Source organism: Herbaspirillum sp. C9C3, assembly GCF_013359625.1.
Classification (GTDB): Bacteria; Pseudomonadota; Gammaproteobacteria; order Burkholderiales; family Burkholderiaceae_D; genus Herbaspirillum.
Window position 1 is genome coordinate 126,100 of sequence record NZ_JABFMQ010000005.1, and the last position, 12,419, is coordinate 138,518.

Genomic DNA, 12,419 nt, shown 5'->3' on the forward strand with positions numbered 1-12,419 from the left:
CATGGCCAAGCTGACCCTGGACCGCATCCTGCAATCGCAGGGTTTCGGTTCGCGCAAATATTGCCGTGAACTCATCGAGGACGGTGAAGTGTCGATTCATGGCGAGGTGGTGGACGACTACCGCGCCACGCCGGAGACGAATGGCCTGGTGCTGACCATCTTCGAGGAAGAGTGGGAATACCGCGAACACGTCTACATCGCCATCAACAAGCCGCAGAACATCGAATGCTCGCGCAAGCCCAGCCATCATCCGGGCGTGTTGACGCTGCTGCCGGAACAGTTCACCTGGCGCGACGTGCAGCCGGTGGGGCGGCTGGATCACGACACGACCGGCCTGCTGCTGATGTCCGACGATGGTGCTTTCATTCACGCGCAGTCCTCACCCAAGCGCCACGTGCCCAAGGTCTATGCGGCTACCACGGCCGAGCCGGTGACCGAGGCCTTGATCGCGCAACTGAAGGCGGGCGTGCAACTGCATGACGAACCGGCGCCCCTGGCGGCTACCCGTTGCCGTCAACTGGGTGAGAACCTGCTGGAAATCGTGCTGGAGCAGGGCAAGTATCATCAGGTCAAGCGCATGCTGGCCGCAGCCGGCAACCATTGCAGCGCCTTGCAGCGCACCGCCATCGGCGGCTTGCAGCTGGAGGCGCTGGAACTGGAAGAAGGGGAGTGGACGTATCTGGATGCTGCCCAGATGGCACTGCTGGTGCCGGATACGGAGTGACAGTCGAGTCCGACCCGCAAAGAAAAACGCCATCGGCTTCAAACCGATGGCGTTTTTTCATGGCTGCCCGAGCATCAGGGATGGCTCAATGCCGCGCGTCACTCGCCTCGCTCGCACCACCCACATCGGCCACGAACAACTGCGCGCAATCCACCGCATCGAACTCGTAATGCTGGCCGCAGAAATCGCAGTCGATGGCCAGCTTTTCCATCTGTGACAGTGCTTCAGCCACTTCTTCCTGACCCAGCATCTTCAACATGTTGCCGACCTTCTCGCGCGAGCAGGAGCAGTGGAATTGCGGATGCACCGGGTCGAAGACGCGGATGGTCTGCTCCCAGAACAGGCGGTGCATCAGCGTGGCGATGTCGGTGGAGAGCAATTCCTCGCGCTTCAAGGTATCGCCCAGCATGACCATGTGGTTCCAGTCTTCCAGTTCACCTTCCGGCTTGGCAGTCGGCGCTGCGGTACCGCCAATGGAAGGCAGCTTCTGCAGCAGCAGGCCGCGCGAGACCTTTTCATCCGCGGCCAGCCACAGCTTGGTATCGAGCTGTTCGGAGCGCAGCATGTAGTTCTCGATGACAGTGGCCACGCTCTCGCCATCCAGCGGCACTACGCCCTGGTAGGCTTGCTGGCCGGGCAGCTTGTCCTTGGGATCGAGCGTGATGACGAAGCGGCCATGACCATTGGCGTTGACCAGATCGGTCAGCGTGGCATCGTCAGCCATCTCGGCACCGTCAGCCAGCTTGGCAGTGGCGCGCAGTTGCAGATCGGAGTCGCATTCGACCACCAGCAGCTTGACCGGGCCATCACCGTGGATCTGCATGACGATCATGCCGTTGAACTTCAGGTTGGCCGACAGCAGGGCCGAGGCCGCCAGCATCTCGCCCAGCAGCGTACGCACGGCGACCGGATAGTCGCGGCGGGCCTGCACCTGGCGCCAGGTATCGGAAATCTCGACCAGTTCGCCCCGCACGGGCGCGTTGTCGACCAGGAATTTTTGCAGCGTGTCTTTCATCGTTTCCTTTGCTTGACCACTCAGGCAATGCGCTTGAGCCCGGTCTTGAACTGTTGCGCGCGCTGCACGTAGCTGTCGGTGCCAGCCCGCATGCGCGCGATATCTTCTTCACTCAACTGGCGAACCGCCTTGGCGGGAGCACCGATGATCAGGGAGTTGTCGGGAAACTCCTTGCCCTCGGTGACCAGGGCACCGGCGCCGACCAGGCAGTTCCTGCCGATCTTGGCGCCATTGAGTACCACCGCCTGGATGCCGATGAGCGCACCTTCACCAATGGTGCAGCCATGCAGCATGGCCTGGTGCCCGACCGTGACGTTCTTGCCGATCACCATCGGATAGCCCACATCGGTGTGCAGCACCGCCCCTTCCTGCACGTTGCTGTTCTCACCGATGGTGATGAGCTCATTGTCGCCACGAATGGCCACGTTGAACCAGACGCTGGAATGCGCCTCCATCTTCACCTTGCCCACGACCGTGGACGACTCGGCCACGAAGGCGGTGTCGTGGATCTCGGGAATGTCCTCTGCCAATTGGTAGATCGCCATAATAAAATTGTCTCCTCGTTACCTGCTGGTCGGTGGGTGATGCCTCGGCTCTGCCTTGTCCCGGCTTGCATTATTGGACATTTATCTTCATATTTTTCCATATGGAGGCAAAGTCGGCGTCCTCAACCGCGTATTCTACCTTCCCTGAAAGTCAGTTCCTTGGATCACGTCTCGTCCCCAGATGAAGTCTTTTCATTCACCCGCCTGCGTAGCGCCGCGCTGTATTGCCTGAGGGAAACGCATCCTGCGCTCAAGTGCAGTTCCGTGCGGGCCTTGCGCCTTGCCTGGCAGGCGGGGCAGGTAGCGCTGGAAACAGACGACCTGGCCGCCACCGAATCCGCCACCGGCATCCCTGGCCGCCCGGCGCGCCCCGAGCTGGTTTCGCCGCTGGAGGTGAAGCATCGTTCCATGGGCACACCTGAGGGCAGGGCTGCGCTGATCCACGCGCTGGCGCATATCGAGTTCAATGCCATCAACCTGGCGCTGGATGCGCTCTGGCGCTTTGCCGGCATGCCGCGCCAATTCTATGAAGACTGGCTGCAGGTGGCCGACGAGGAAGCCTGTCACTTCAGTTTGTTGGCCGATCATCTGAAGATGCTAGGCTACCGCTATGGCGATTTCACCGCCCACAACGCCTTGTGGGACATGGCCGAATCGACCAAGGACGACGTCCTGGCCCGTATCGCCCTGGTGCCGCGTACGCTGGAAGCGCGCGGGCTGGACGCGGCGCCGCCGGTGCGCGCCAAGCTGGCGCAGGCCGGTGACCTGGCGGCCGCCGAGATTCTGGATATCATCATGCGCGACGAGGTCGGCCATGTACTCATCGGCAACCGCTGGTTCAACTGGCTGTGCGCGCAGCGCCAGCTTGATCCCGTGACAAGCTTCTCCGAGCTGTGCCGGCGCCACCGGGCGCCGCCGCTGCGCGGCCCCTTCAATCTGGAGGCGCGCCGCGCGGCTGGCTTTTCTGATGAAGAAATGTTGATGTTCAGCGACGTTTCGCGATGATCGACGGATTTGCAAGAAATGTAAGCAATTTTCGCAGCGGCAGGCAGGCGCTTGCCGCTGTGCTATCGTCACCCCCATCCCGATAGCTCGGGATCGTCAACCATGAATGGAAAGGATGAGAACATGAACAAGATGTCCAAACTGCTGGCCGGCGTGGCGGTGAGTCTGGCGGCCATTACCCTGCTGGCGGCCTGCCAGAAGAAGGAAGAGCCGGGTCCGGCCGAAGCGTTGGGCAAGAAGATCGACGGTGCGGTGCAGGACGCCGGCAAGAAACTCGATGAAGTGAGCGGCCAGACCAAGGATCAGGCTTCCGAGTCCGGTTCCAAGCTCGATGGCGCCATGGACAAGGCCAAGGCCGACGCCAAGGAAGCCTACGAAAAGACCAAGGAAGGCGCCAAGGAGCTGGCCCAGAAGACCGGTGAAAAGATGGAAGAAGCCGGTCAGAAGCTGCAGGACGCATCCAAGAAGTAAGCCCACCCTGGCCCCGCCGGAGGCGATGCCGCCTCATCCGAGAAGCCGTCCCGCTCCCGCCGGACGGCTTCTTGCTTGCAGGGCGCAAGCAGGCGCTGCGCTCAGTCGCGGGCGTTGTGGATCAGGTCGATCACCATCTTCTGGATCGAGGGTTCCAGTGCCAGGGCGACGTGGCCGATGCCGATGACCGGGATGTTCCAGGCGCCCTCCAGGTGGGCCGAGCTTTGCGGCGAGATGATGTTGTCGTGCTGGGAATAGATCGACACGATGTGGCCCAGCGCATCGGCTTCTTCGGTGGCGGCCAGCTTTTGCAACCATTCGCTGCTGCGTCCTTCTTCGTAGCGGCCCAGCCAGTTCATTTCACCGCAGTTGATGCCGATGCCGAAGTTGGCAATGGCCGTGCCATGGTGTGGCGTGCCCAGGGTGATCACGCGGGCCACGCGGTCGCAGCCGTGGTCGCGCAGGTAGGCGCGGGCAGCCAGTCCGCCCATGCTGTGGGCGAGGATGACGATCTTTTTCTGCCCGGTCTCGGCCAGCACGCGTTGCACGGCTGCATGCACCAGGGGCGCGTAGTCATCGATGCTGCCGAAGACCGGTTCCATGTCCAGCGCGTAGTGGGTAATGCGGGCTTCGCGCAGCTCCAGGCTCATCCAGCGCCAATAGCCGCTGTTGCAGCCGTAGCCGTGGATGAGCAGCACCGGCAGCGAGGTCGTGTCCGGGTAGCTGAACTGTTCGAAGCGCAGGAAGGGCATGCCCCAGGACGAGCACAGCATGGTGGCGCGGAATTCGCGCAGGAACAGCGTAGCGATCTGCAGCCAGGTGATCTCCACCGGGTTGGAGGTGCGGCCGCGATAGGGCCAGGTCAGGAAAAAGCTGTTGGCGGTGATTTGGGCGCGCAGCAGCAGCACGATCAGTACGCCCCCTCCTGCAGCGGCCAGGATGGGCCAGTCGAAATGCCGCAACAGGAAGTAGAACAGGATCGCGATGCCGAACTGGATGAGGAGCAGGGTTCTGGAGATGCGTGAAATCATGCGGGCGTCGGTCGGAGGCGGTCAGGTCCAAGGGCATGCGGCTGCAACCCTTCGGCCGAGAGCATAACAGAGCGCGGCGGGGCGCTCATGTCGTCTTCATGACTTGGCGTCAGCCGGACTGTCGGCGGCCCGGGGGCGCGGTGTGAGGTCGACCAGGCGGGTGCCGGCCAGGCGGTCGTGCAGGAACTGGCCATGCGGATCCATGCGCGCGGTCATGGCCCACAGCAGCAGGTTGGCTGCGGGGATCAGAAACAGCAACCAGGCCTGGCTGCGCGTGAGCGAAGCCAGCGCCAGGCCCGGCAGTATCCACAGCCAGGCCAGCAGGAAGCGCAGCAGGGCGCGCCAGGGGCGCAGCGGCAGGCCGTCGCGGTCGACCACGCGAAAACGCCAGGTCTTCATGGCCAGCGTCTGTCCGCCGTGGGTCCAGAACCAGATGAAGTAGGCCGCCAGTACCAGGAACAGCCAGCCCTCCAGGGCATGACGCAGGTAAAGCGCGTGGCGCTGCTGCAGCAGTGTCGAAAACAGCCAGCCCGACATGAACAGCACGCCAAACAGCAGCATGGATTCATAGAGCATGCTGCTCATGCGGCGGCGCAGGGAGGGCGTGGTCAGTTCCGGCATGGTTCCTGTGGATTCCGTTCTGGATGAGGTGATCTGAAGCCATCGGCGCGTGGTGAGCGACATGGCCGCCAGATGGTAATGCAATCAGGCGCGCTTGCCTATGCGCATGCTTGAGGCAGGGCAAGAATGTGCATCCTGCGCTGAGTGGTCCTGGCGATGGATGTGCCAATGCCGCCGCATGCAGGGGGGGGGCGGCGGCAGGAATGGCGAGAAGGTAGGGCAGCAGGTGAAAGCGGGCAGTATCTGCCCGGGCTTACTTGCTATCGTTCGATACCGTGGTCCCAGGGACGACGGCTGCACTGACGGCCACGGTCGTGGGTGCCGATGCCGTCGGCGCCATCGCGGGCATCGGGGTGGCTTGCGAGCCCGGCACCAGCGCAGGCGCCGGTGCTGTGGCAGGGGTGGGGGCGGGGACGACAGGCAACGGCCGGTCCAGTGCCTCGGCGGGCAACTGGATGGCCGGGGCTGCCGCAGAGGGCGAGGTCGGCAACTTGGCCACGCGTCTGGGCAGCCGGGATTCGGCCAGCTTCTTTTTCTGTTCTTCGGAAAGCTGCTGGTACTTGGCCCATTGCTCGTGCTTTTCTTCCGCATCCAGCTTCTTGGCGCGGGCGTAATTGGTACGGGCGGCGCTGCGCTCGGCCGGCGTGAGCTTGACCCAGTCGCGCATGCGCTCGTGCAGGCGCTGTTGCGCTTCCGGCTTCATCCTGGTGTAGCGCTTGCCGATTTCCAGCCATTTTTCCCGCTGCAGCTCACTCATGCGCGGCCATTCGCCGGTCAGCGGTTCCAGGGCCTGGCGCTGGGCGGGCGACAGGTTGGCCCAGGCCAGCTTGTTCTCCGCTTTGCGGGCAGCAGACTTGCCGGTCGACTTGTTGGCATGCGTGGCAGCGGCTGCCGGCGCGGGGGACGGTGTCGTCGCTGTTGTGCCGGGGGTGGCAGCCGGCGCCGGGGTGACGCTGGCTGCTGCCGGTGCTGCAGCGGTCGGGGTGCTTTGCGCCGGCGCATTCTGTGCCACGGTCCAGGCGCAGCTCAATCCACCGGCCAGCACCGCCAGCGCCAGCGCAATGCGCCAGGGGCGAACGCAAGCCTTTGCAGGAGTGCCGGTGGTCTTGTGCATCGTCTTATTGTCCCTTTTCGGCCAGGTAGGCGTTGAAACCATGATCCAGATAAGCCGACAGCGGCAGCTCGTCGGAGAGTACGGCCGCATCGATGTCAGCCAGGTAGCTCACGCGCTTGGCGTGTTCGTGCTGATAGATGCCGGCGAACAGAACGATGCCCAGCAGCAGCGGGGCAGCCACGCCCAGGCGATTCCACCACGACGGTTTTTCGGATGACATCATGGCGCCACCCAGGGCACCGGCCAGCACGGGCTGCTGCACGCGCACGTGGATCGGCGCCTGCTTCTTGCGCGCCAGCGCGACGCGGCGGGCCGCCGCCAGGCTTTGCAACGTGTCGTCGGACAGATTGTCCAGATTGGCGTCAAGCGCCAGCTTCACCTTGTAGGCGAACTGCATTTCCTTGTTGGTCATAATGAGATTCCTTTGGCTCTGAGAGCTTGAGCCAGCGCGTGTGTTGCGCGGGAGCAATGGGTTTTGACGCTACCTTCGGAGCAACCCATGGCGGCGGCTGTTTCCGCCACGTCCATGTCCTGCCAGTAACGCATCAGGAACGCTTCCCGTTGACGTGTCGGCAGCTTTTGTATCTCGGCATCGATGAGGTTCAGGGTCTGCTCGCGCTCGACCTTGTCGGCGCTGGATTCGGCCGCTTCCGTGCCGTCTGCCGACTCCAGGCTCTCGAGCAGGTCGAAATCCTCGCCGCCCTCGCCGTCGCCGCCATTGCCGCCAAAGCTGGAGAACAGGCTGACCCAGGTGTTGCGCACCTTTTCGCGGCGGAAGAAATCGTGAATGGTGTTCTGCAGGATGCGCTGGAACAGCATCGGCAGTTCCTCGACCGGCTTGTCGCCGTATTTCTCGGCCAGCTTGATCATTGCATCCTGAACGACGTCCAGCGCCACTTCATCCTTGCGCACGGCATACACCGCCTGTTTGAAGGCGCGGCGTTCGACACTTTCAAGAAAATCGGAGAGTTCTTTGTCAGTTGCCATGCAATACGGTGTGCCGGATGGGTCACCGGCCAGATCAGTTAAAAACCTTCATCCTGGCCAGCCTAGATGCGAAAAATGCAAGAAATCGTCAAAAAGCAGACCGAATGCTAGCAAAAATGGTCCTCCTTGTCCTGAAGTTTATCCGCGGCCGCGTCGGCGAACGCGAGTATTGACAACGATTTCACCGGAATTCGCTTGACCAAAATGATGCAACGCATTACTGTCCTGTTCTCCGCCTCCCACATCTGGGGCGTTTTTGTTCCTTGCCGGTGCTTCACATAAGGTCGTGCCGGTGCGAGGAAACGCTTTATAGGTTTAAAGCTTGTTTGTTCTAACCCGTGCCACAAGCGCGAGGAATCAGTAAAAGTCGAACTTGATCCAAGGCTGAACGAGTCGCGTTGAGCGACGTTTCAAACTCCACTACGGTTGGAGCGCAGAAACGGCGTGACCGCACAATGAAGGGATGCCGCCAGCAAGACGATGAATGCGATTCCGTCAGGAGAGAACATCCGATCAATTTCCAATGGACCTTGAAAGGAAGCAGCATGAGTGCTGAGCAACTCACCGGCGCGGATATACTCGTCCGTTGCCTGGCTGAAGAGGGTGTTGAACACGTCTTCGGCTATCCTGGTGGCGCCGTCCTCTATATCTACGACGCAATCTTCAAGCAAGACAAATTCCAGCACATCCTGGTTCGTCACGAACAGGCCGCCGTGCATGCCGCTGATGCGTATTCGCGCAGCTCGCAAAAAGTCGGCGTGGCCATCGTGACCTCCGGCCCCGGCGTGACCAATGCGGTTACCGGCCTGGCCACCGCCTACATGGATTCGATTCCCATGGTGGTGATCTCCGGCCAGGTGCCGTCGACCGCCATCGGCCAGGACGCGTTCCAGGAGTGCGATACCGTCGGCATCACCCGCCCCTGCGTGAAGCACAACTTCCTCGTGAAGGATGTGAAGGACCTGGCGGAGACCGTCAAGAAAGCCTTCTATATCGCCACCACCGGCCGTCCCGGCCCGGTCCTGGTCGATATCCCGAAGGACATCACCATGCACACCTGCGCCTACGAGTACCCGAAGGCGGTGGAAATGCGTTCCTACAAGCCGGTCGACAAGGGCCACTCGGGCCAGATCCGCAAGGCGCTGCAGCTGCTGCTGTCGGCCGAGCGCCCGATGATCTATACCGGCGGCGGCATCATCCTGGCCAATGCCTCGCCTGAGCTGAACAAGCTGGTTGATCGCCTGGGTTATCCCTGTACCAACACCCTGATGGGCCTGGGTGCCTATCGTTCGTCCAGCGACAAGTTCGTGGGCATGCCCGGCATGCACGGCACCTACGAAGCCAACATGGCCATGCAGCACTGCGACGTGTTGATCGCCATCGGCGCGCGCTTCGATGACCGCGTGATCGGCAACCCGAAGCACTTCGCCTCGAATGCCCGCAAGATCATTCATATCGATATCGACCCGTCGTCGATTTCCAAGCGCGTCAAGGTCGACATCCCCATCGTGGGCAACGTCAAGGACGTGCTGCAGGAACTGCTCTCGCAGCTGGATTCGGCCGAAACCCGCCAGAACGGCGCGGCGCTGGATGCCTGGTGGAAGCAGATCAACGAATGGCGCAAGCGTGACTGCCTGAAGTTCGCCACTTCCGACGAATTCATCAAGCCGCAATCGGTGGTGCAGAAGGTGTGGGAAGTGACCAAGGGCGATGCCTTCATCACCTCCGACGTCGGCCAGCACCAGATGTGGGCTGCGCAATACTACGGTTTCGACAAGCCGCGCCGCTGGATCAATTCCGGTGGCCTGGGCACCATGGGCGTGGGCCTGCCGTACGCCATGGGCGTGCAGATGGCCAACCCCGATGCGACGGTCGCCTGCATCACCGGCGAAGCTTCGATCCAGATGTGCATCCAGGAGCTGGCGACCTGCAAGCAGTATCACCTGACGCCCAAGATCATTCTGCTCAACAACCGCTTCCTGGGCATGGTGCGCCAGTGGCAGCAGATCGACTACGGTTCGCGCTATTCCGAGTCCTACATGGATTCGCTGCCGGACTTCAACAAGCTGGCGGAGTCCTACGGCCACGTCGGCATGAAAATCGAGAAACCGGGCGATGTCGACGGCGCGCTGCGCGAAGCCTTCGCCATGAAGGACAGGCTGGTCTTCATGAACTTCATCACGGATCAAACCGAGAACGTCTGGCCGATGGTCAAGGCGGGCAAGGGTTTGACTGAAATGTTGCTGGGTTCGGAGGATCTCTAACATGCGCCATATCATTTCTGTGCTGCTGGAAAACGAAGCCGGCGCATTGTCCCGTGTCGTGGGTCTGTTCTCCGCACGCGGCTACAACATCGAAACGCTCACCGTTGCACCCACCGAAGATTCGACCCTGTCGCGCATGACCATCGTGACCTCGGGTTCGGATGATGTGATCGAACAGATCACCAAACACCTGAATCGCCTGATCGAGGTGGTGAAGGTCGTCGATCTGACCGAAGGCGCGCACATCGAGCGCGAACTGATGTTGATCAAGGTGCGCGCAGTGGGCAAGGAACGGGAAGAGATGAAACGCACTGCGGATATCTTCCGTGGCCGCATCATCGACGTCACCGAAAAGACCTACACGATCGAGCTGACCGGCGCCAAGAGCAAGCTGGACGCCTTCATCGACGCCCTGGATCGCACCGCGATCCTGGAAACGGTCCGTACCGGCGGCTCCGGCATCGGCCGTGGCGAGCGGATCCTGAAGATCTGATCGACCGCGCCAGGCAGTACGCATCACACACATACACATACATTCAAATTCGAGTTACTCGGAACATAGGAAAAAATCATGAAAGTTTTCTACGACAAAGACGCAGACCTGTCCCTGATCAAGAACAAGAACGTGACCATCATCGGTTACGGTTCGCAAGGCCACGCCCACGCCCTGAACCTGAAGGATTCCGGCGTGAAGGTGACCGTTGGTCTGCGCAAGGGCGGTGCGTCCTGGTCCAAGGCTGAAAAGGCGGGCCTGAAGGTCGCTGAAGTCAACGACGCCGTCAAGGATGCCGACGTCATCATGATCCTGCTGCCCGACGAAAACATCGGCCAGGTCTATGCCGAAAACGTCGCGCCCTTCGCCAAGCAAGGCGCTACCGTCGCCTTCGCGCACGGCTTCAATATCCACTATGGCCAAGTCGTGCCGCGCGCTGACCTGGACATCATCATGATCGCCCCCAAGGCCCCCGGCCACACCGTGCGTTCGACCTACAGCCAGGGTGGCGGCGTGCCGCACCTGATCGCCGTGCACCAGGACAAGTCCGGCAGCGCCCGTGACCTGGCCCTGTCGTACGCGACCGCCAACGGCGGCGGCCGTGCCGGCATCATCGAAACCAACTTCCGCGAAGAAACCGAAACCGACCTGTTCGGCGAACAAGCCGTGCTGTGCGGCGGTACCGTGGAACTGATCAAGGCCGGTTTCGAAACCCTGGTCGAAGCTGGCTACGCTCCGGAAATGGCTTACTTCGAGTGCCTGCACGAACTCAAGCTGATCGTCGACCTGATCTATGAAGGCGGCATCGCCAACATGAACTACTCGATCTCCAACAACGCCGAATACGGCGAGTACGTGACCGGCCCGCGCGTGATCAACGCCGAAAGCAAGGCTGCCATGAAGAAGGTCCTGGAAGACATCCAGACCGGCGAATACGCCAAGAGCTTCATCCTGGAAAACAAGGCCGGTGCACCGACCCTGATGTCGCGTCGTCGCATCAACGCCGAACACCAGATCGAAATCGTGGGCGAGAAGCTGCGCGCCATGATGCCCTGGATCAAGGCGAACAAGCTGGTCGATCAAAGCAAGAACTGATCTGCCGCTGGCAGCGCAAGACCCTGAAAACGCCACGGTTCGCCGTGGCGTTTTTTTTCGTCCATGTGCGGTGTCGGCCATGGTCATTGCGTTACGGCTTGTTGCACTTGGCCAAGAACCAATTCTTGACACATGTCGTCGAAGTGCCGGGTAGATGCTTGGCAGATGAAGCTATCATCACCCCCGTCACCGACCAAGAATAAAGAGGATCCCTTATGACACCTTCCCGCAAACTGATGCTGGGCGCCGTCCTGGCCACGGCCTGCATCGCTGCCCAGGCGCAGACATCGAACAGCGCCCCGGCGACTGTCCAGACCACCGGCACCCTGGTCGTGGTCCCGGCCAGCGGAGAAATCAGCGTACCGAACGATCAGGCGCGCGTGACCCTGCAGGTCGAAGAGCAGGACAAGGACAAGTCTGCCGCCGCCTCCCGCGTGAACCAGAAGATGAAGCAGGGCATCGAGCTGCTCAAGCGGCAGGATCCGCAGGCCGCGCTGAAGAGCTACGGCTATTACACCTACGCGGTCTATGCGGAACCACCGCAGGTTACGCCGCAGCAGCCCCGTCAACCGGCCAAGGCGCGTCAGGTCGTGGGATGGCGGGTCGGCCAGTATCTGGAGATGACCACCGAGAACCTGGCGGCGCTGCCCAAGACCGTCTCCTCAGCCCAGGCCCTGATGAGCCTCAATGGCCTGCAATTCGGCTTGAGCCCGGCAGCGGCCAGGAAGCTGGATGCGACCCTGGTCAATGCCACCTATCGCAACCTGGAAGAGCGCATCGGCTTCATCGCCCATGCCATGCACCGTGCGCCATCGGATGCGGTGGTTGAAACCGTGGACTTCGAAGGCTCCGGCAACTATGCCGCAGCGGCGCCCGCGCCCATGATGGCCAAGGCCATGATGCGTTCGGACATGGCGCAGGAAAGTACGTCGGTCGCCGAGCCCAGCTTTGAGCCGGGTGAATCCGCCGTCAACATGCGCCTGGTGGGCAAGGTGCGCTTCAAGTAAGCCAATGAACCGAAGCGTTCGGTCCGAAGGCTTCATATCAAGAATCG

Annotated in this window: 14 protein-coding genes; 7 read left to right on the plus strand and 7 right to left on the minus strand. The window is 61.6% G+C overall.

Annotated elements, in window-relative coordinates:
* Position 1: 1 nt before the first annotated feature.
* A complete protein-coding gene (locus HNO82_RS07140) occupies positions 2 to 724 on the plus strand; it encodes a pseudouridine synthase (protein WP_175343219.1) in 723 nt (240 codons plus the stop codon).
* 85 nt (positions 725 to 809) lie between these two features.
* Here HNO82_RS07140 and hslO read toward each other — a convergent pair whose 3' ends face one another.
* The gene (gene hslO / locus HNO82_RS07145; RefSeq protein ID WP_175343220.1) at positions 810 to 1,739 is read right to left on the minus strand and encodes an Hsp33 family molecular chaperone HslO; all 930 of its coding nucleotides are present in this window, start codon (positions 1,737 to 1,739) and stop codon (positions 810 to 812) included.
* A 20-nt stretch (positions 1,740 to 1,759) separates the two neighbouring features.
* On the minus strand, positions 1,760 to 2,284 hold the full coding sequence (locus tag HNO82_RS07150; protein ID WP_175343221.1) for a gamma carbonic anhydrase family protein: 525 nt from the start codon (positions 2,282 to 2,284) through the stop codon (positions 1,760 to 1,762).
* Positions 2,285 to 2,443: 159 nt separating this feature from the next.
* Between HNO82_RS07150 and HNO82_RS07155 the strand changes: the two genes are divergently transcribed.
* Together HNO82_RS07155 and HNO82_RS07160 are read left to right on the plus strand one after the other, a co-directional pair.
* On the plus strand, positions 2,444 to 3,289 hold the full coding sequence (locus HNO82_RS07155; protein WP_175343222.1) for a ferritin-like domain-containing protein: 846 nt from the start codon (positions 2,444 to 2,446) through the stop codon (positions 3,287 to 3,289).
* A 123-nt stretch (positions 3,290 to 3,412) separates the two neighbouring features.
* Positions 3,413 to 3,760, plus strand: a complete 348-nt coding sequence (locus HNO82_RS07160; RefSeq protein WP_034350146.1) for a hypothetical protein — start codon at positions 3,413 to 3,415, stop codon at positions 3,758 to 3,760.
* Between the two features lie 101 nt (positions 3,761 to 3,861).
* Here HNO82_RS07160 and HNO82_RS07165 read toward each other — a convergent pair whose 3' ends face one another.
* The 5 genes from HNO82_RS07165 to HNO82_RS07185 form a co-directional block, all read right to left on the minus strand.
* Complete coding sequence (locus HNO82_RS07165) at positions 3,862 to 4,791, minus strand: esterase/lipase family protein (RefSeq protein ID WP_008327587.1); 930 nt, start codon at positions 4,789 to 4,791, stop codon at positions 3,862 to 3,864.
* 96 nt (positions 4,792 to 4,887) lie between these two features.
* Positions 4,888 to 5,412: an RDD family protein gene (locus HNO82_RS07170; protein WP_175343223.1), complete on the minus strand. Its 525-nt coding sequence runs from the start codon at positions 5,410 to 5,412 to the stop codon at positions 4,888 to 4,890.
* A gap of 253 nt (positions 5,413 to 5,665) precedes the next feature.
* Positions 5,666 to 6,526, minus strand: a complete 861-nt coding sequence (locus HNO82_RS07175) for a DUF3106 domain-containing protein (protein ID WP_175343224.1) — start codon at positions 6,524 to 6,526, stop codon at positions 5,666 to 5,668.
* 4 nt (positions 6,527 to 6,530) lie between these two features.
* The gene (locus tag HNO82_RS07180; RefSeq protein WP_008327590.1) at positions 6,531 to 6,938 is read right to left on the minus strand and encodes a DUF3619 family protein; all 408 of its coding nucleotides are present in this window, start codon (positions 6,936 to 6,938) and stop codon (positions 6,531 to 6,533) included.
* Positions 6,935 to 7,513: an RNA polymerase sigma factor gene (locus HNO82_RS07185; protein ID WP_008327591.1), complete on the minus strand. Its 579-nt coding sequence runs from the start codon at positions 7,511 to 7,513 to the stop codon at positions 6,935 to 6,937. The genes HNO82_RS07180 and HNO82_RS07185 overlap by 4 nt, the downstream gene beginning before the upstream one ends.
* A gap of 545 nt (positions 7,514 to 8,058) precedes the next feature.
* Between HNO82_RS07185 and HNO82_RS07190 the strand changes: the two genes are divergently transcribed.
* The 4 genes from HNO82_RS07190 (at position 8,059) to HNO82_RS07205 (ending at position 12,372) form a co-directional block, all read left to right on the plus strand.
* Complete coding sequence (locus tag HNO82_RS07190) at positions 8,059 to 9,777, plus strand: acetolactate synthase 3 catalytic subunit (RefSeq protein ID WP_088754159.1); 1,719 nt, start codon at positions 8,059 to 8,061, stop codon at positions 9,775 to 9,777.
* Between the two features lies 1 nt (position 9,778).
* A complete protein-coding gene (gene ilvN / locus HNO82_RS07195) occupies positions 9,779 to 10,270 on the plus strand; it encodes an acetolactate synthase small subunit (RefSeq protein ID WP_008327594.1) in 492 nt (163 codons plus the stop codon).
* 78 nt (positions 10,271 to 10,348) lie between these two features.
* Positions 10,349 to 11,365: a ketol-acid reductoisomerase gene (gene ilvC, locus HNO82_RS07200; protein ID WP_006712890.1), complete on the plus strand. Its 1,017-nt coding sequence runs from the start codon at positions 10,349 to 10,351 to the stop codon at positions 11,363 to 11,365.
* Positions 11,366 to 11,580: 215 nt separating this feature from the next.
* On the plus strand, positions 11,581 to 12,372 hold the full coding sequence (locus tag HNO82_RS07205; RefSeq protein WP_175343225.1) for an SIMPL domain-containing protein: 792 nt from the start codon (positions 11,581 to 11,583) through the stop codon (positions 12,370 to 12,372).
* The last annotated feature ends 47 nt before the right edge of the window (positions 12,373 to 12,419 follow it).

Coding starts and splice junctions, on each gene's coding strand:
- HNO82_RS07140 (WP_175343219.1), top strand. CDS start 2: ATGGCCAAGCTGACCCTGGACCGCATCCTGCAATCGCAGGGTTTCGGT.
- hslO (WP_175343220.1), bottom strand. CDS start 1,739: ATGAAAGACACGCTGCAAAAATTCCTGGTCGACAACGCGCCCGTGCGG.
- HNO82_RS07150 (WP_175343221.1), bottom strand. CDS start 2,284: ATGGCGATCTACCAATTGGCAGAGGACATTCCCGAGATCCACGACACC.
- HNO82_RS07160 (WP_034350146.1), top strand. CDS start 3,413: ATGAACAAGATGTCCAAACTGCTGGCCGGCGTGGCGGTGAGTCTGGCG.
- HNO82_RS07165 (WP_008327587.1), bottom strand. CDS start 4,791: ATGATTTCACGCATCTCCAGAACCCTGCTCCTCATCCAGTTCGGCATC.
- HNO82_RS07170 (WP_175343223.1), bottom strand. CDS start 5,412: ATGCCGGAACTGACCACGCCCTCCCTGCGCCGCCGCATGAGCAGCATG.
- HNO82_RS07175 (WP_175343224.1), bottom strand. CDS start 6,526: ATGCACAAGACCACCGGCACTCCTGCAAAGGCTTGCGTTCGCCCCTGG.
- HNO82_RS07180 (WP_008327590.1), bottom strand. CDS start 6,938: ATGACCAACAAGGAAATGCAGTTCGCCTACAAGGTGAAGCTGGCGCTT.
- HNO82_RS07185 (WP_008327591.1), bottom strand. CDS start 7,513: ATGGCAACTGACAAAGAACTCTCCGATTTTCTTGAAAGTGTCGAACGC.
- HNO82_RS07190 (WP_088754159.1), top strand. CDS start 8,059: ATGAGTGCTGAGCAACTCACCGGCGCGGATATACTCGTCCGTTGCCTG.
- ilvN (WP_008327594.1), top strand. CDS start 9,779: ATGCGCCATATCATTTCTGTGCTGCTGGAAAACGAAGCCGGCGCATTG.
- ilvC (WP_006712890.1), top strand. CDS start 10,349: ATGAAAGTTTTCTACGACAAAGACGCAGACCTGTCCCTGATCAAGAAC.
- HNO82_RS07205 (WP_175343225.1), top strand. CDS start 11,581: ATGACACCTTCCCGCAAACTGATGCTGGGCGCCGTCCTGGCCACGGCC.